We start from the raw sequence: 17,905 nt of genomic DNA, 5'->3' as shown, positions 1-17,905 counted from the left end.
TCGGGAGAGGAGGACCAGTATGGCTGAAGTAACGGTAAAACAACTGGCCGCAGATGTAGGCGCTCCCGTGGATCGTTTGCTGAAGCAGATCGTTGAAGCGGGCCTGAAAGCCCGCAGTGAGAACGACGCTGTCACCAGTGATGAGAAGCAGCAGTTGCTGGCTTATCTGAGAAAGACCCACGGTGAAGCTCAGGCAGAGCCGAACAAGATTACCCTGAAGCGTAAAACCACAACCACGCTGAAGGCCGGCAAGGCAAAAACCGTGAACGTGGAAGTACGCAAGCGCCGCACCTATATCAAACGTGCGGAACTGCAGCCCGAGCCGGAGGTGGCAGCACCGAAGCCGGAAGAAGTGGCAGAGCAGCCGGTAGCGGAACAGCAAGCGCCGGAACAGGCACCGCAGGTAACTGCAGAACAGGCACAGCCGGAGACATCCGCTGCTGCCCCGGCGCCGGAGCAGGAACAAGCTGCTGCCGAGCCGAAGAAAGCCCAGGAGCCCGAGCCGGCACCGGAGGACATTCCCATGCCTCCGCCGGAAGATGAAGGACGGGATCGCAAGCCCAAGAAGAAGAAAGAAAAGGTACGCGAGCGCGGCGACGAAATCGAAGAAGGCAAGCCTAAGAAGAAACAGGCTGGTCATCGCGGCCCTCGCAGCCGTCCGGTTGAAGAACCTCTTGTTATTTCCGAGGACGACGAAGAAAACCGTCCTCGCAAGCAGCTGCGGGCTAAAAAGAAACCGAAAGAAAAGCGTCATGCTTTCGAGAGGCCAACCAAGCCCATGGTAAGAGAAGTACAGATTCCGGAAACCATCACCGTAGGTGACCTCGCCCAGCGTATGGCTGTCAAAGCTGCTGATGTTATTAAAACCCTGATGGGCATGGGCGTAATGGCCACTATCAATCAGGCGCTGGACCAGGAAACTGCGGTTCTGGTAACCGAAGAGCTGGGCCACAAGCCCAGGGCTGTCAGCGAAGATGCCTTTGAAGAAGAAGTGCTGAGTGAAATCACCGGCGACGACTCAGGCAAAGAGAAAATCAAGCGGGCACCGGTTGTCAGCGTGATGGGTCACGTTGACCACGGTAAAACCTCGCTGCTGGATTACATCCGTCGCGCCAAGGTTGCTGCCGGCGAGTCCGGTGGTATTACCCAGCATATCGGTGCCTACCACGTAGAAACCGATCACGGCATGGTGTCCTTCCTGGATACCCCGGGCCACGCGGCGTTCACCGCCATGCGGGCTCGCGGTGCCCAGTGTACCGATATCGTTATCCTGGTGGTGGCGGCCGATGACGGCGTTATGCCGCAAACCAAGGAAGCCGTTCAGCACGCCCGCTCTGCAGGCGTACCCCTGGTGGTTGCCATCAACAAGATGGACAAGGAAGAAGCCGATCCAGACCGCATCAAGAACGAGCTGTCTGCGCTGGACGTGATTCCGGAAGACTGGGGCGGCGACGTTCAGTTCGTGCCGGTTTCAGCGCATACCGGTATGGGTATCGACGACCTGCTGGAAGCGGTGCTGCTGCAGGCCGAGATCCTCGAGCTGGAAGCTTCTCCGGATGCGGCTGCCAAAGGTGTTGTGGTTGAATCCAGCCTGGAGCGTGGCCGTGGTTCCGTAGCCACTGTTCTTGTTCAGAACGGTACCCTGCGCCAGGGCGATATGGTGGTAGCGGGTTCCTTCTTCGGTAAGGTTCGCGCCATGACCGACGAAGCCGGACGCCAGGTAAAAGACGCTGGCCCGTCCATCCCGGTTGAGATTCTGGGCCTGAACGGCACACCAGATGCCGGTGACGAGTTCTTCGCCGTAGCCGACGAGAAGAAGGCCAAGGAACTGGCTGAATTCCGTCAGACCCGCGAGCGTGAACAGCGTCTGCAGCGCCAGCAGGCGGCCAAGCTTGAAAACATGTTCGAGAACATGGGCAAAGACGAGGTCAAAACCCTCAACGTTGTGCTCAAGACCGACGTGCGTGGTTCCCTGGAAGCCATTACCAAGGCCCTGCAGGACCTGGGTAACGAAGAGGTTCAGGTGAAGATCGTGTCCTCCGGCGTGGGCGGCATTGCCGAGACCGACGTCAGCCTGGCCATGGCCACCAACGCCGTAATCTTCGGTTTCAACGTGCGTGCGGATACTGCATCCAAGCGCCTGGTTGAGCAGGAAGGCCTGGATCTGCGCTACTACAGCATCATCTATAACCTGATCGATGATGTGAAAGCGGCCCTGACTGGCATGCTCAAGCCGGAGTTCCGCGAAGATATCGTGGGCATCGCCGATGTGCGTGACGTGTTCCGTTCACCGAAGTTCGGCCAGGTGGCTGGCTGTATGGTGACCGAAGGTACCGTATACCGGAACAAGCCGATCCGCGTACTGCGTGACAACGTGGTGATCTTCGAGGGCGAGCTGGAATCCCTGCGTCGCTTCAAGGACGACGTGCCGGAAGTTCGCAACGGTATGGAATGTGGTATCGGTGTTAAAGGCTACGACGTGAAAGTGGGCGACCAGATCGAAGTATTCGATCGCGTCCGTGTTGAACGTCAGCTTGAATCCACGGGGGCCTGATGGCACGGGAATACAGTCGCGTAGAACGCATTGGCGACCAGATGCAGCGTGAGCTGGCCCAGCTCATCCAGCGCGAGGTGAAAGACCCTCGCGTTGGTATGGTCACGGTGAACGACGTAAAGGTCAGCCGTGACCTGGGCTATGCCGATATCTATGTTTCATTGCTGTCTACCGAAGAGCTCACCGAGGAATCGCCCGAGGTGAAGGAATCGCTGGCAGTGCTGAACAATGCCTCCGGCTTTTTGCGGGGCCAGGTAGGCCGTGCGATGAAACTGCGGGTGGTTCCCCACCTGCGCTTTCACTTCGATACCCTGCTGGGCCAGAGCCGTAAGATGGATCGGCTGATCCGCGAGGCGGTAGGCGACAAGCCGGCCGTACCCCGGGACGACAACGACGATCCCGTTTCCGACAACCCGGAGCGTGATGCTTGAGCCGTAGACGCAAAGGCCGTGATGTAAACGGCATTCTGGTGATCGACAAGCCTCAGGGCGTTACCTCCAACGGAATCCTGCAGCAGGTCAAGCGCCTGTATGGTGCGGCCAAGGCCGGCCATACCGGAGCGCTTGATCCGCTCGCCACCGGCGTATTGCCGCTGTGCTTCGGAGAGGCCACCAAGTTCTCCCAGATGATGCTGGACAGCGACAAGGCCTATATCACCACTGCGAAGCTGGGTATTCGTACCGAAACCGGCGACAGTGAAGGTGCGGTGGTGGAAGAAAAGCCGGTGCCGGCGCTGACCGAAGCGCAGGTGGAGGCTGTCCTGGAAAACTTCCGGGGCGATATCCAGCAGGTTCCTTCCATGTATTCTGCCCTGAAGCACCAGGGCAAGCCCCTGTACGAATACGCCCGCGAAGGCATCGTGATCGACCGGCCAGCCCGGCCTGTCACCATCTACGAGCTGAAGTTGCTGGCGGTGCGCGAGCAGGAGCTCGACCTGGCGGTTACCTGCACCAAGGGTACGTATATTCGCTCACTGGTCGAAGATATCGGCGAAGCTCTGGGATGCGGTGCCCATGTGTCTGCCCTGCGCAGAACCCTGGCCTCCGGTTACACCCTGGCAAATGCCTGTGATGTCAAAGACCTGGAAGCCATGCGTGAGCGGGGCGATAGCCTGGATGGCCTGTTGCTGCCGCCGGAAAGCGCCCTGACCATGTTCCCCGAGCACCGGTTGGCGGGGCCTGCGCTGGTATCGATCTTGAACGGACAACCGGTTAGAATACCCGGTCAGTCTCTGGAAGGCTTCGTGCGCATTTATGGCGACCGTTCCTTTGTGGGGCTGGCTGAAGCTATGCCGGAAGGCGACGACACCAATCTGGTGCCGCGCCGGCTGGTAAAAAACAACGGCAGGTAGCCCCGCCGTTGTTTAGCCGGGCTGTAGAGATGCGCGGTTCGGCCGGATTTAACAGCATCGCAACCTATGAGGTGTAATATGGCACTTTCTGCCAGTGAGAAAGCTCAGATCGTTAAGGATTTTCAGCAAGGTGATGGCGATACCGGTTCCCCTGAGGTTCAGGTAGCTCTGCTGAGCGCCAACATCAACAAGCTGCAGGATCACTTCAAGGCCAACAAGCAGGATCACCATTCCCGCCGCGGCCTGATCCGGATGGTAAACCAGCGTCGTAAGCTGCTGGACTACCTGAAGCGTAAAAACGCCGACCGTTACCTGGAACTCATCCAGCGTCTGGGTCTGCGTCGCTAATCCGGGTTTCGACCTGAAGGTAAAGGCCGGGCTTGTCCCGGCCTTTAACGCGCTGTTCTCCCGTTATTTTTACTGCAGTTGATTTGTCAGTGAAACCGAAGGATTTTCTCTGTCTAATGGAAAGCCGATATTGATAGCAGGTTGTTGAAAGCCCGGGTGCTGTCGGGAAACCACAGTCCCAGCCGGGGTTTTACAACAGCCTGTTAGCTTTCAGACGGGTTGCCTTTCGGTTCACAGGTCAAGCTGCTGCAGTTGAAACCCGAGTTCATAACTGAAAAAGCAGGAGTTTATTGTGGATCTGCAACCACGTATTAAAACATTTGAAATGGGTGGCGAAACCTTCACCCTGGAAACTGGCCGCATCGCCCGCCAGGCCACTGGCGCAGTACTGGTGAGCTGTGGTGACATCTCTGTTCTGGGCACCGTTGTAGGCGCCAAAGAGCCCAAGCCGGGCCAGGGCTTTTTCCCCCTGACAGTGAACTACCAGGAAAAAACCTACGCCGCCGGTAAAATCCCGGGTGGCTTCTTCAAGCGTGAAGGTCGTCCGTCCGAGAAAGAGACCCTGACCTCCCGCCTGATCGACCGTCCGATCCGCCCGCTGTTCCCAAGCGGCTACATGAACGAAGTCCAGGTTGTGCTGACGGTTATGTCGTCCAGCAAGAACCAGGACCCGGACATCGCTGCCATGCTGGCTGCCTCTGCAGCCCTGGCCATCTCCGGTATCCCGTTCGACGGCCCGATTGGTGCTGCCCGTGTGGGTTACACCAACGAGAAAGGCTACTTCCTGAACCCGACCTTCGAAGAGCTGGGCAGCTCCCTGCTGGACATGGTTGTGGCCGGTACCGACGAAGCGGTACTGATGGTTGAGTCCGAGGCCAAGGGCCTGACTGAAGACCAGATGCTGGGCGCGGTACTGTTCGCCCACCAGGAAATGCAGACTGCCATCAACGCCATCAAGGAATTTGCTGCTGAAAACGGCAAGCCGCGCTGGGAATGGCAGCCTGAGGCAGAGAACACCGAGCTGCTGAACGCTATCAAGGCCGAATTCGGTGGTGCCATCGAAGAAGCCTACGCGATCCGCGACAAGATGGCCCGTTACGAGCGTCTGGGCGAGATCAAATCTGCCGCCGTTGAAAAACTGGCCGGTGAAGAAGAAGGCCAGCCTTCCGAAGAGGAAGTGAAGAAGTACTTCGGCAAGGTCGAGAAGTCTGTGGTTCGCCTGCAGGTTATCGAAGGCAAGCCCCGTATCGATGGCCGTGACAACAAAACCGTTCGCCCGATCAAGGTCGAAGTTGGCGTACTGCCGTCCGTTCACGGTTCTGCCCTGTTCACTCGTGGCGAGACCCAGGCCATCGTAACTGCCACCTTGGGTACCACCCGTGACGTGCAGATCATCGATGCCCTGGAAGGTGAGCGCAAAGACCCGTTCCTGTTCCACTACAACTTCCCTCCGTACTCCGTAGGTGAAGCTGGCCGTATGGGTAGCCCGGGCCGTCGTGAAATCGGTCATGGTCGCCTGGCCAAGCGTGGTGTCGCCGCGGTTATGCCGACCATCGAAGAATTCCCGTACGCCATCCGTGCGGTATCCGAGATCACTGAATCCAACGGTTCCAGCTCCATGGCTTCCGTATGTGGTTCTTCCCTGGCTCTGATGGACGCTGGTGTGCCCCTTAAGGCGCCAGTTGCCGGTATCGCCATGGGTCTGGTCAAGGAAGGCGACAAGTTTGCCGTTCTGACTGACATCCTGGGTGACGAAGACCACCTGGGCGACATGGACTTCAAGGTTGCCGGTACCAAAGACGGCGTAACTGCCCTGCAGATGGATATCAAAATCCAGGGTATTACCGACGAGATCATGGAAATCGCCCTGGAGCAGGCCAACGCTGCGCGTCTGCACATCCTGGACGAGATGAACAAGGTTATCGCCGAGCCCCGCGCCGAGCTGTCTGAGCGCGCTCCGAGCATCACCACCATCAAGATCCATCCGGACAAGATCCGTGATGTTATCGGTAAGGGTGGCGCTACCATCCGTGGTATCTGCGACGAGACCGGTGCTTCCATCGACCTGGACGACGACGGCAACGTGAAGATCTATGCCGCTGATGCTGCCGCCGCTCAGGCTGCTGTAAACCGGGTCAAGGAAATCACTGCCGAGATCGAAGTGGGCGCAATCTACAAGGGCCGCGTTGAGCGCATTGTGGACTTCGGTGCCTTCGTTAACATCCTGCCGGGTAAGGATGGTCTGGTGCACATTTCCCAGATCTCCGAGCGCCGTATCGAGAACGTGACTGATGAGCTGAGCGAAGGTCAGGAAGTTCTGGTTAAGGTTCTGGATGTCGACAACCGTGGCCGCGTGAAGCTGTCCATGAAGGAAGTTAAGGAAGGCGAGCAGCCGACTGACTTCGCTGACTGATTTTTCAGTTAGTCAGTAACACGAAAACCCGCCTTCATGGCGGGTTTTCTGTTTAATAAGCTTTTATTTTTTTCGTGTGATTTTGTGGGTTTAGTGGCTAAAAATTCTTTTCCATAAACTCCAGCACTGCCTCCCTGTACGCCGGAATTACAAACGTCGCCGCATGGGGAGTATCTGTTCGCAAAAATTCCTTCGGCTGCTCCGCCGCTTCATACAACCGCACACCATGCTCGAACGGAATAATGCCATCACGCACGCTGTGGATAATCATCACCGGCACCGGTGACACACCGGCGATCCTGTCGGTGCCTTCGTAGTCATCCGGAATGGTCCAGCTCAGGGGGTACTGGAACGGCCAGGTGAGCCAGAACAGGCCGAGCTTCTCCCGGGCGATGTAGCGGAAGCCGGAGAAGGTGCCGTCGAGGATGAGGCCATTGAGTTCGGGTTGTTCGTTGCGCTGCACCCATTCGCTGGCGAGGGCAACGCCCAGGGCTCCACCGAGGCTCTGGCCCAGCAGGTAAAGCGGGCGGTTGTGTGTGTCTTCCTGTTCGATCAGCCAGCGTAGGCCGGTTTCTACGTCGTGTAAAGCGCCTTCGATATCGGGTGCACCAGTAGACTGGCCGTAACCGCGATAGTCGAGGGTGAATACGTTGTAGCCCTGTTCTGGCAGCCATGCGGCGTTGAGGATGTGGGCGCTGACGTTCTGGGCGTTGCCGTGCAGGTAGTAAACCGTGCCCTTGGCGGGCTCGTCGGTGAGGGCCGGGAGCCACCAGCCGTGGAGGGTTTCGCCGTCTGCAGTGTCGAGGTAGATATCCTGGTAGTCCAGGTTGAGGCGATCCGGGGTGATGTAGGTGGTTTTGTCCGGGTAGAAGAACACGCTGCTGCAGCCGGTTTGCAGCAGTGCGGTGATGGCCAGCAGGGCGACGATGGCCGCCCTGGGGTTCAGAAGTAGGCGTGAAGGCCGGCTTGCCATGTGCTTTGGTACCTGTCGAAGTGGTCTTCCCGGGTGAATTTGGCGAATACGCTGAACTCCCGGCCGATGTGCCAGTTGCCTTCGGCGTACAGCTGGTCTTGCCGGTGCTGGCTGCTGATGATCCAGGCCTTGGTTTTTGCGCCGGCCAGCAGGCTGAAGCGGTTGTTCTGGTGCAGCAGGCCGAGGTCTGCACCGGGGGCGAAATCGTGGCCGCGGCGCAGGTCGTCATCGATTTCCACATCGGCGGTGGCAATGGCGAACGCCTGGGTATTCTGGCCAAGGCCCCAGCTGCCACCGGCACCACCTTCCAGGTAGGGCGTGAGCACGCGGTTATCACCGGTATCGGTGCGGCGGCCACCAAAGCCCACCTGCCACGAGATTGGCGAGAAGAACTGGTTTCTCGGGCTCAGGGAGCGTATTTCCACCCCGGTGATCTGCTCTACCTGCAGTTCGTCGTTGTCGTGGTAGAGGCGGGCGTCGAGGCGCAGGAATTGCAGCTGCGCACCGGTGCGGTAACCGGCGGGCGGGTCCAGCACATCGTGGTAGGCGGGCCGGAGAGTCAGCTGGGTGAATTCGCGGTGGGCCAGCTGGCCGGAGCCCAGGCTCAGGCGGAAGGTGTCATGGCCCTGGTCGTCGCGGATTTCAGGCTCTGGCACCTTCGGCAACTCTTCGGCGCCGTCAATCTTGCTGCGGGACACCAACAAGTCATGGGATAGCGGTGCGGCATGTTCCCGGGGCCAGCCTTCGGCTTCGCTTTGGTAGCGCACGTAGTCGTAGGTGGCGTCCAGCAATTGGGCACGGTCGTTCTTCTCCAGCTCCCGGACTTCCGGCCCGTTCACATCCACATAGCCGTTGGCGACCGCAGCGGCGATGGTCCGGTGTTCAGGAGGCAGGCTGTCGAGGCTGTGGGCAACGGAGGTGGCGGCGGAGGGGCGGTAATGAATGCTTTCCACAAGCCCGGCATCCCTTACCCAGCGTACGGTGTCAGACGGAATGGCGTGAGTGCTTACTTCATCCAGCAGGTCTGTGCCCGGGCGGGCGGCGTCAATCAGTGCCAGCAGGCGGTAGGCACAGTTTTCGTCGAAGAAGTAATAGTCAAAGTTCTTGTCCTGAATCTCCCAGGTATGGGCCAGCAGCGTGTCGACCTCCGGCTGGGTGAGGTTCAGGGTGTATTCCCACAGGTCCCGGTGTTCGATGTCGTTGTACAGCCGGATCATTTCGTAATAGGGCTGGATAGCTGTGATGCCCGGATAGCCACCGAAGATTCCGCGATACGCAAACAGCAGTTCGCTGTCGTGTTCGGCGGCATCGGCTGCGTAGGAAATGGTGTTGGCCAGCAGCAGATCGGTTTCTTCGTCGTCCTGGGGCGGGTCCAGCCGCAGGAAGGTGTGGCCGAACATGGAGGACGGGCTGTTCAGGTACGAGGCCGCAAACACCAGGGTGACTTTCTCGGTGTTCAGGGTCTCGGCCCATTCGTCGTAAGCCGGGCAGTCTACCGGGGTGTTCGGTAAATCCAGTTGTTCCCGCAACCAGGCATCCCGGGCCGGGAAACGGCAGCGGGCATGGTCATCACCACCGCCGGGCTGGCGGATGGCTTCCAGGGTTGCCTGTAGTTCTGCTTCCGGTGAGGTTTTGCCATTCTCGCTCAGGAAAAACGCAGGGTCGTCTGCCTGGCTGGTGAAACCGGAGCCCAGGGTATCCTGGTGGTAGTGGCCAAGCGTGAGCCATACCGGATGTTCGTGAAGGTTGTCGGGAATGGCGGCAAAGGTTGCCGGGGTTGCGAGTGAACATGCAAGCCAGAGTGCAGCCTGCCCAGTGCGCAAGGGGTAGCCCATGGGAATTGTTTACGTCCGGTTTAGATTGGTACGGCGATAGTGCGCCATCCATGGCGCGGGTTCAATCCTTCGGGTTTAGCCGATCAGGCGGCTACGTACTTGCTCAGAGACTCGTCCTGCTCCATCAGGGAAACGATGGAATCTACCGCTTCACCGGAGGTGGTGTCAGAGTTCGGGAAAATGGCTGCAAAGTTGTCTTGCAGTACTTTGCGGAAGGTATCACGGTCGGCTTCTTCTACACCCAGCAGAACGGCCAGGGTGTCCAGGTTTTCGCCGGAACCACGGGACATGTCACGGGCAACCTTGTCGATGTTGCTGTCCATGTACATAGCCATGGATTGCACAGACTGGTTGGTGGAGCAGCCCAGAGTACCGGTGGTCATACCGAAAGTCTGGTTACCGAAGGTTCCGTTGGTGGTGGCGGCCAGTACGTGTGGAGCAATACCGGATTGGCCTTTCCAGATCATGGCGCCAACACCACAGCCGGGCTGGGCGAATGCCATGGAAGATGCGCCAAGAAGAATTGCACCTGCGATCAGTTTTTTCATTATCCACTCCTTTATGTGGTTTTTTGCTTCGTCGCATACCCTGCAACCGGAATTTCCTGGGTTGGCTGCAAGACAACGGCCCCGGCCGGTGCCGGTTTGGTTGAAGACCGTTACTACGAGTATAGATCAAAACTGGCTTGGGTAAATAAATCAGTGTATTGGAATAGGGAGGGATTGGCGGGGAGGCGTGGCGAAGAGGTTTCTTATGCCTAAATGTGATGGTTTTCTCAAAATTTAACCGCTCTTGTCATAAGCAGGCGCTTTCAGTATAGTGCGCGCGGCCATGACGGCCGAGTAACAACACATGGAGAAGTTTCGTGAAAAAAGCACTGATTGCATCTACCCTTCTGGTCGCCGGCGCAATGTCCGGTTGTTCCTCCCTGAATGTCAGCTCCACCCCGGTTCCCCTGCAAGGCAGCGTAACCACCGATATCAAGGCCGATATCGAAGTGGGTGAGAAGATCACTGGCAAATCCTCTGCAACCAAGATCCTGTTCTTCACCATGAGTGACGACAGCGAATACGCCGATGGCATGACCTACGGCAACGGCGGTGGCAGCGGTCTGGGGCTGGGTGGCCTGGATCCGGTTTCTGCGGTGAAGTCTGCTGCAGCCTATAATGCCATCAAAACCTCTGGCGCCGATGTGATTGTAGCTCCGCGCTACATCGTAAAGAAGAATGACTATCTTGTTTACGGCACCATCGACGTAACCGTTGAAGGTTATAAGGGCACGATCCGCAGCGTAGAGTAACGGATCTGGCCATGCCAGAAAAAAGCCGGAGCAGGGCAGGACCTCTCCGGCTTTTGTGTTTTTCAGGCAGCCTTAACCCCCCAGGTAAGCCTCCCGCACCTCCGGGTTCGCCAACAGGTTTTTTCCGGTATCGTGCAGGCGGATACGCCCGGTTTCCAGTACATAGCCCCGGTCTGCCAGGTTCAGCGCCTGATGGGCGTTCTGCTCCACCAGAAACACCGTTATGCCTTCTTCGCGCAGGTGACCGATGATCTCGAAGATCTGCTGGATGATGATCGGAGCCAGACCCAGTGAGGGCTCATCCAGGATGATCATTCTGGGTTTGCTCATCAGTGCCCGGCCGATGGCCAGCATCTGCTGTTCACCGCCCGACATGGTGCCGGCCCTCTGGTGCTCCCGCTCTTTCAGGCGCGGGAACAGCTCGTACACGTGCTCCTGGCTTTTGCGGATTTCGGCCTTGGTGTTGAAGAATCCCCCCATATGCAGGTTCTCTTCCACCGTCAGCCCCGAGAACACCCGCCGGCCTTCCGGCACAATGGCAATGCCGGAACGCATGATGTTGGAGGTGGCTTCGTTGGTGATATCGCGGCCTTCCAGAATGACCCGGCCGGCGCTGGCTTGCGGGTTGCCGCAAACGGTCATCAGCAGGGTGGTCTTGCCGGCGCCGTTGGCACCGATCAGGGAGACAATTTCGCCTTTGTTCACCTCCACAGACACCCCGTGCAAGGCCTCGATCTTGCCGTAGTGGGTATGAACGTTTTCCAGTACTAGCATGGTGTTTCCTCAGGCCTCGCCCAGATAGGCTTTGATCACATCGTCGTTCTGGCGGACTTCTGCCGGGGTACCGCTGGCCAGGGGGCGGCCCTGGTTGATCACGGTTATCCGGTCGGAAATGTCCATAACCAGGCTCATGTCGTGCTCGATCAGCAGTACCGACACGTTGTAGTCGGACTTCAGGCTGACAATCAGCTGGTTGAGGTCTTTGGTTTCGGCCGGGTTCAGGCCGGCGGCGGGTTCGTCCAGCATCAGCAGCTTGGGCTCGGTCACCATGCAGCGGGCAATTTCCAGCCGCCGCTGCTGGCCATAGGCCAGGTTGCCGGCTTCCCGGTTGGCCAGGTCCAGCAGGCCCACCCGGTCGAGCCAGTAGGTGGCCCGGTCCAGTGACTTCTGTTCCCGCTCCCGGTAGTTCGGGGTTTTAATCAGGCCTGCCAGCAGGTTGGTGTTCAGGTGCCGGTGCTGGGCCACCAGCAGGTTTTCCACCACCGTCATCTGGTTGAACAGCCGCACGTGCTGGAAGGTGCGCACCATGCCCAGCCGGGAGATCTTGTAGTCAGGCGTGCCCTGAATCTCCCGCCCTTCGAACAGGATCTTGCCGCCGGTCGGCTTGTAGAACCCGCTGATGCAGTTGAACACTGTGGTTTTACCGGCCCCGTTCGGGCCGATGATCGATACGATTTCCCGTTCCTGTACGTCCAGGCTTACCTGGTCGACTGCCAGCAGGCCGCCAAAGCGCATGGACAGATTGGATACTTCTAGCATGCCTGTCACTCCTGCCGTTTCAGTTCAATGTGAATCCTGCGCATGGGCATCAGCCCCTGCGGCCGCCATACCATCATCAGCACCATGGCCGCACCGAAGATCAGCATGCGGTAATCGGCAAACTCCCGGGCCAGCTCCGGCAGGATGGTGACCGCAATGGCGGCGAGGATAACGCCGATCTGCGAGCCCATGCCGCCCAGCACCACAATGGCCAAGATGATGGCGGATTCCAGGAACACGAACGACTCCGGGCTGATAAAGCCCTGCTTGGAGGCAAACACCGTACCGGCGAAGCCGGCAAAGAAAGCACCGATGGTGAAGGCGGAGAGCTTCACCGCCGTGCGGCTGAGGCCGAGCGAACGGGCAGCAATTTCATCTTCCCGCAGGGCTTCCCAGGCCCGGCCAACGGGCATGCGCATCAGCCGGCGGATTACCAGTGCGGTAATCACCGCCAGCACCAGGGCAATCAGGTACAGGAAGATCACCTTGTGCTCGCCGCTGTAGGCAATGCCAAAGGTTTCGTGGAAGGAGGTATTGCCTTCTTCCTTCACCCGCCGGCCGAATTCCATGCCGAACAGGGTGGGTTCGGGAATGCCGCCAATGCCGTTGGGGCCGCCGGTTACCGCCGTCCAGTTATTCAGCAGGATGCGGATGATTTCCCCGAAGCCGAGGGTCACAATGGCCAGGTAATCACCCCGTAACCGCAGCACCGGAAAGCCCAGCACCAGCCCGAACAGGGCCGCCAGGCAGGCACCGATGGGCAAGGCCGCCCAGAAGCTGAAGCCGAAATACTGCGACAGCAGCGCAAAGGTGTAGGCACCTACCGCGTAAAAAGCCACGTAGCCCAGGTCCAGCAGGCCAGCCAGGCCAACCACCACGTTCAGGCCCAGTGCGAGCATGACGTAGATCAGCACCAGCGTCGCGAGGTCCACCGAGCCGCGGGACACCAGAAACGGCCAGAACAGGGCAAATACCACGATGGCGGTGAGCACCCAGGATTCCAGCTTTGCCCGTTTGGCCTGGGGCATGGGCTCGCGCCCGCTCAGCGGGTTCAGTTTCGGCAGTTTGCCCAGGCTACCCATAATGCTGTCGCGGAACAGCTGGAAGAAAAACACCACGAACGCGGCCAGCACCACCGAGATCACGGTAGACATGGTGGCGCCTTCCAGGCCCACCTTTGTGCCCTGGGCCACCAGGTTCAGGCCCAGAATGGGGTAGGCAATAATCAGCGTTACGATTGCGCAGAACAACGCATGTTTGAAGTTGGGAGTGGCCATCAGATCTTCTCAACCTCCGGTTTGCCAAGCAGTCCGGTGGGTTTGAACAGCAGGATCAGGATCAGCAGGCTGAACGACACCACATCTTTGTATTCACCACTGAGGTAGCCGGAGGTCATGCTCTCGGCCACGCCCAGAATCAGGCCGCCGAGCATGGCGCCCGGAATGCTGCCAATGCCGCCCAGTACCGCTGCGGTAAAGGCCTTCAGGCCGGCAATAAAGCCGAACAGCGGGTCAACCGAACCGTAGTACATGCCCAGCAACAGGCCGGCCACCGCAGCCAGTGCCGCGCCAATCACAAAGGTGGCAGAGATGATGCGGTTGGTGTCGATACCCAGCAGGTTGGCCATGCCCAGATCCTGCGACACAGCCCGGCAGGCGCGGCCGATACGGGACCGGGAGATAAACAGGCTGAGGATGGTCATGCACACCAGGGTGGTGATAAAGATGGTGATTTGCATGTAAGACAATGAAAGCTGGAAGCCCTCTGCCGAACCGAAGCGGAAGCTGCCTTCCATCAGGGCCGGAAAACCGATGTTGCGTGAGCCCTGGGCCAGGTGCACATAGTTCTGCAGGAAGATGGACATGCCGATGGCGGAAATCAGGGGAATCAGCCGGTGCCGGCCACGAACCGGCCGGTAAGCAATCCGTTCTACCGCCCAGCCCATGGAGCTGGACACAATCACGGCGCACAGCAGTGCGACAATCAGGATCAGGGGAAGCCAGGCAATGCCGAGGGTAGCCAGGCCGGTAATGGCAATAAGCGCGGTGTAGGCGCCGATCATATAGATTTCGCCGTGGGCGAAGTTGATCATGCCGATGATGCCGTAAACCATCGTGTAGCCGATGGCGATCAGGGCGTAGGTGCTCCCGATCGTCAGCCCGTTAATGAGCTGCTGAAAGAAATACAGGAGGTCTTGCATGGGTGTGGAGCTCCGAGAAACAGCGCCCAGAAAGGCACCTTCCCCCGGATCACGGCGGGAAGGTGCCCTCGTTTATACTGCAATTAAACGAATCTGGCTTAGTTTGCCGGAGTCTTGCTGCCGTCGGCGTGCCACTCGTACACAACAAATTCGAAGGCTTTGAGATCGCCAGCCTTGTCGTACTGTACGGTGCCGATCGGAGTTTCAAAGGTGCCGGAACGCAGGGCGCTGGCTACCTCGAACGGGTCCTTGGAATCTGCCATCTCGATACCTTCGGCAATCAGCTGAACCGCGGTGTAGGACGGCAGAACGAACGGGCCGGAGGGGTCTTCACCTTTCTCGGCGAAGGCTGCCACCAGTTCCTGGTTTTCTTCTTTCTGGTCGAACGCCGGTGGCAGGGTTACCAGAAGGCCTTCGGCGGCATCGCCGGCAATGGTGTTGATGTCTTTGTTGCCCACACCTTCAGGCCCCATGAACTTGGCATCAACATCGGCTTGGCGCGCCTGGCGCAGGATCAGCCCCAACTCCGGGTGGTAGCCGCCGTAATAAACGTAGTCCACGTCGGCCTGCTTGATCTTGGTAACCAGGGAAGAGAAGTCTTTGTCGCCGGCGGTGATGCCTTCAAACATGGCGATTTCAACGCCGGCATCGTTCAGGGTGTCGCGCACGGCCGTGGCAATACCTTCACCGTATTGCTGCTTGTCGTGAACCACCGCCACGCGCTCGGGCTTCTGGGCGGCAATGTAGTTGCCGGCAACCGGACCCTGCATGCTGTCCAGGCCAATGGTCCGGAACACCAGCTCGTAGCCGCGCTGGGTGATTTCCGGGCTGGTGGAGGCCGGGGTAATCATCAGGATGCCTTCGTCTTCGTAGATGTCAGACGCCGGCTGGGTAGAGCTTGAGCACAGGTGACCCACCACATACTGAACGCCTTCGTTCACCAGTCGGTTGGCGACGGTTACGGCCTGCTTGGGGTCGCACACGTCGTCCACTTCAACGGCAACGAGTTCTTCACCCATCACACCGCCGGCGGCATTGATGCGTTCGATGGCCATGCGTGAACCGGAGAACTGCATGTCGCCATACTGGGCTACGGGGCCGGTCATGGGGCCTGCAATACCAATCTTGATTTCAGCAGCAGCCTGGCCGGCAGCCATCAAGGCAACGGAGGCGCTTACAGCGGTAACGAGTTTCTTTACGGAGGTATTCATCGTGTTTTTCCTGTTTGTGTCAGGGTTATTCTTATGTTTTCAGAGACTTAAGAAACACCACCACCCGAGCCTTGTCAAGCATGGGAGCTGAGGCATTTGCTCCGGAACACAGCGTTACTCTTCGAAGTTGAAATAACAAACGTCGAAGTTGAAACAGCAAACGCCGTGCCGGTCTCCGGATGATTACGCGTCCGTGCTGTCGTCCTGGTCAATAAAGACCAGGTTCCTGAAAGTCTCGTGATCCTGCAGCTGTTCAAAACTCGGGTCTACCGAGGCGTCATCCCGGTAAGCCTCGGAAATGTCGATGGCTTTTTCCAGCGTGGCCACCGCATCTTCCCAGCGGCCGATCTCGGCGTAGGCACAGGCCAGCTGGTAATGGGCGTGGCCGTTATCCGGGGCCAGTTTCAGTGCCCGCTGGCACAGGCTGATAGCCCATAGGGGCTCGCGCATTTCCAGAACCGCATCGGCCTTGTAGCTCAGGGCCTCCACATCGTCTGGCCGGAGGTCCAGAATCTGGTCGTAGGCGGCGATCTTGTTTTGCTGGGAGGTTTCCTGGCTTGCCTTCAACCAGAGCGCGTGCACCTCGTTGGTGCGCTCAATCTCCGCCTGGTTCTGGTGGATGATCTCGGATTTCTGCTGCAACTGTTCTTCAATAAACTTCAGCCGCTGTTCGTATTCCACCACCAGTTCGTTCACCCGCTTTTCGGCCAGGCTGGTGAGCTGGTTCCGCATGTCCCGGATGGAGTTCCAGCCGATCACCACCAGGATGGAGGTGGCACCGGCAATCAGGTAGAAGAAGTAGGTAACGGTATCGGTGGCGTAAGACATGGACTTGTCGGCCACGGACAGTTCTTTCTCTACCACCTTTTCGATCAACTCGGCCCGGGTGTCCTGCATTTCCTTGCGCAGGGCCTTGGACTCGTCCAGCAGGTACAGCTCCACAAACGGGGTGTACATGGGCTTTTCGAGGGTTTTGATGCTTTCCTCAACGTCTTCTGCGGTGAGCTCTTTGTCCGGCCCCAGTTGCTGCTGTTGTGCCTGGAGTGTGGTGGCGAAGGCGAGTGCAAAGACGAACGCTAGAAAGTACCTGATCATCAACCGTTTCCGTTTTCTGGTGCATGTATTGGCTGGCAGGTGATGACCTTAGCATAGTGGCTGGCGGAAATAATGCCGCATGGGGTGTTGAATACAGCGGGTAGAAAGGGCGCAAGCTAGGTAATATCCGCCACTTGCATTCTGTGGTGCAAAGACCTCTAATAATTAGAGGTATAAATAACTGATCCTGAGTGGAGTAGGGTGTGAATAATTACGAGCAGGTGTTGGTAGCACTTCGGCGGGTTATCCGGGCAACGGATCTGCATTCCAAGCGGTTGAGCAAGCATGCAGGCCTGACCGGGCCGCAGCTTCTGATTATGCGCACCATCCGGGACTTGGGTGAGGTGACCATCGGCACCATTGCCGAGAATGTGAGCCTGAGCCAGGCCACGGTGACCACCATTCTGGATCGCCTTGAGTTGCGTAAGCTGGTGTACCGGGTGCGCAGCACCCAGGACAAGCGCAAGGTGCACGCCCACCTGACCGAAGCCGGCGCCGAGATACTGGCCCGGGCGCCGAACCCCCTGCAGGAAGATTTCATCCAGAAGTTTCAGAGCCTGGCAGAGTGGGAGCAGACCATGATCCTGGCCTCGCTGCAGCGCGTGGCCAATATGATGGACGCCGACGACATCGACGCTTCGCCGGTACTCACCGTAGGCTCTGTCCTCAAAGACGACGGCTGGAAAGAAAAAGCCTGAGACGCAGTCTGGCAAGGGGTCTGTCCCTACGTGGACAGACCCCCATGGCACAAGGCTTATTCGGGCTCCCCTCCATGGCACCCAACCTGAAACCCATGGTGGCTGGTTCCGGGCGGGCCACAGGTTTTCTTTGGAAAAACAACTCGCTTCGCTCAGACATCTTTTTCCGGCAGAAAACCTGTGCCCCGCCCGAAACCGTCAATCTTGTGAGTTATAGTCAGCAAATAAGTTTTCTTTTTTCCGTGTCCTTCCGAGATGGGATGGTCTCCTCCCCACTCCAAATCGGCGTCGCAATGCGCCAGGATAGATGTTGCTGACACTATCCAGCGAGTTAAGGAGGAGACCATGCATCAGAATACCGTGATCGGCATCGACCTGGCAAAAACCT

At 58.5% G+C, this 17,905-nt stretch carries 17 protein-coding genes; 7 read left to right on the top strand and 10 right to left on the bottom strand.

What is annotated here, in order from left to right; all coding sequences use genetic code 11:
* The first annotated feature begins 19 nt into the window (after positions 1-19).
* From infB to pnp, 5 genes are all read left to right on the top strand, one after another.
* Positions 20-2,554: a translation initiation factor IF-2 gene (infB, locus tag AC13DJ_RS07630; RefSeq protein WP_094623621.1), complete on the top strand. Its 2,535-nt coding sequence runs from the start codon at positions 20-22 to the stop codon at positions 2,552-2,554.
* The gene (gene rbfA, locus AC13DJ_RS07625) at positions 2,554-2,985 is read left to right on the top strand and encodes a 30S ribosome-binding factor RbfA (protein WP_022988293.1); all 432 of its coding nucleotides are present in this window, start codon (positions 2,554-2,556) and stop codon (positions 2,983-2,985) included. The genes infB and rbfA overlap by 1 nt, the downstream gene beginning before the upstream one ends.
* Entirely contained in the window at positions 2,982-3,905 is a 924-nt protein-coding gene (gene truB, locus AC13DJ_RS07620) for a tRNA pseudouridine(55) synthase TruB (protein WP_482933551.1), read from the top strand. Before rbfA ends, truB begins: the two co-directional genes overlap by 4 nt.
* A gap of 78 nt (positions 3,906-3,983) precedes the next feature.
* Positions 3,984-4,253 carry a 30S ribosomal protein S15 gene (rpsO, locus tag AC13DJ_RS07615; protein ID WP_011786757.1) on the top strand — a complete coding sequence of 90 codons (270 nt, stop codon included), beginning with the start codon at positions 3,984-3,986 and terminating at the stop codon, positions 4,251-4,253.
* Between the two features lie 298 nt (positions 4,254-4,551).
* Positions 4,552-6,666, top strand: a complete 2,115-nt coding sequence (gene pnp, locus AC13DJ_RS07610; RefSeq protein WP_227498287.1) for a polyribonucleotide nucleotidyltransferase — start codon at positions 4,552-4,554, stop codon at positions 6,664-6,666.
* Positions 6,667-6,763: 97 nt separating this feature from the next.
* Here the strand turns inward: pnp and AC13DJ_RS07605 are convergent, their stop codons facing one another.
* The 3 genes from AC13DJ_RS07605 to AC13DJ_RS07595 form a co-directional block, all read right to left on the bottom strand.
* Positions 6,764-7,639 carry an alpha/beta hydrolase gene (locus AC13DJ_RS07605; RefSeq protein ID WP_482933550.1) on the bottom strand — a complete coding sequence of 292 codons (876 nt, stop codon included), beginning with the start codon at positions 7,637-7,639 and terminating at the stop codon, positions 6,764-6,766.
* Positions 7,609-9,474: an Lnb N-terminal periplasmic domain-containing protein gene (locus AC13DJ_RS07600; RefSeq protein WP_473801535.1), complete on the bottom strand. Its 1,866-nt coding sequence runs from the start codon at positions 9,472-9,474 to the stop codon at positions 7,609-7,611. The genes AC13DJ_RS07605 and AC13DJ_RS07600 overlap by 31 nt, the downstream gene beginning before the upstream one ends.
* Positions 9,475-9,557: 83 nt before the next feature.
* Positions 9,558-10,022: a DUF3015 domain-containing protein gene (locus AC13DJ_RS07595; protein ID WP_058341792.1), complete on the bottom strand. Its 465-nt coding sequence runs from the start codon at positions 10,020-10,022 to the stop codon at positions 9,558-9,560.
* A gap of 317 nt (positions 10,023-10,339) precedes the next feature.
* On the opposite strand from AC13DJ_RS07595, the gene AC13DJ_RS07590 reads away from it, so the two are divergent.
* Positions 10,340-10,774 (top strand): hypothetical protein, encoded by a 435-nt coding sequence (locus AC13DJ_RS07590; protein ID WP_473801536.1) that lies wholly within the window; start codon positions 10,340-10,342, stop codon positions 10,772-10,774.
* Positions 10,775-10,846: 72 nt separating this feature from the next.
* Here AC13DJ_RS07590 and AC13DJ_RS07585 read toward each other — a convergent pair whose 3' ends face one another.
* From AC13DJ_RS07585 to AC13DJ_RS07560, 6 genes are all read right to left on the bottom strand, one after another.
* On the bottom strand, positions 10,847-11,548 hold the full coding sequence (locus tag AC13DJ_RS07585; RefSeq protein WP_094623627.1) for an ABC transporter ATP-binding protein: 702 nt from the start codon (positions 11,546-11,548) through the stop codon (positions 10,847-10,849).
* Between the two features lie 9 nt (positions 11,549-11,557).
* Complete coding sequence (gene livG, locus AC13DJ_RS07580) at positions 11,558-12,313, bottom strand: high-affinity branched-chain amino acid ABC transporter ATP-binding protein LivG (RefSeq protein ID WP_022988285.1); 756 nt, start codon at positions 12,311-12,313, stop codon at positions 11,558-11,560.
* A gap of 5 nt (positions 12,314-12,318) precedes the next feature.
* Positions 12,319-13,590 (bottom strand): high-affinity branched-chain amino acid ABC transporter permease LivM, encoded by a 1,272-nt coding sequence (locus AC13DJ_RS07575; RefSeq protein WP_473801538.1) that lies wholly within the window; start codon positions 13,588-13,590, stop codon positions 12,319-12,321.
* Positions 13,590-14,513: a high-affinity branched-chain amino acid ABC transporter permease LivH gene (gene livH / locus AC13DJ_RS07570; protein WP_058341789.1), complete on the bottom strand. Its 924-nt coding sequence runs from the start codon at positions 14,511-14,513 to the stop codon at positions 13,590-13,592. Before livH ends, AC13DJ_RS07575 begins: the two co-directional genes overlap by 1 nt.
* Positions 14,514-14,611: 98 nt before the next feature.
* Positions 14,612-15,724 (bottom strand): branched-chain amino acid ABC transporter substrate-binding protein, encoded by a 1,113-nt coding sequence (locus AC13DJ_RS07565; RefSeq protein WP_473801539.1) that lies wholly within the window; start codon positions 15,722-15,724, stop codon positions 14,612-14,614.
* A gap of 183 nt (positions 15,725-15,907) precedes the next feature.
* The gene (locus tag AC13DJ_RS07560; protein ID WP_482933549.1) at positions 15,908-16,819 is read right to left on the bottom strand and encodes a TPR end-of-group domain-containing protein; all 912 of its coding nucleotides are present in this window, start codon (positions 16,817-16,819) and stop codon (positions 15,908-15,910) included.
* Positions 16,820-17,022: 203 nt separating this feature from the next.
* On the opposite strand from AC13DJ_RS07560, the gene AC13DJ_RS07555 reads away from it, so the two are divergent.
* A complete protein-coding gene (locus AC13DJ_RS07555; protein ID WP_022988280.1) occupies positions 17,023-17,517 on the top strand; it encodes a MarR family winged helix-turn-helix transcriptional regulator in 495 nt (164 codons plus the stop codon).
* 198 nt (positions 17,518-17,715) lie between these two features.
* Here the strand turns inward: AC13DJ_RS07555 and AC13DJ_RS07550 are convergent.
* Positions 17,716-17,905 (bottom strand): hypothetical protein (locus AC13DJ_RS07550; RefSeq protein WP_482933548.1); only part of this gene is annotated, 190 nt, incomplete at its 5' end.

This window comes from Marinobacter sp. L-46 (assembly GCF_056859535.1).
This window is presented reverse-complemented; position numbering and strand designations above follow the sequence as displayed.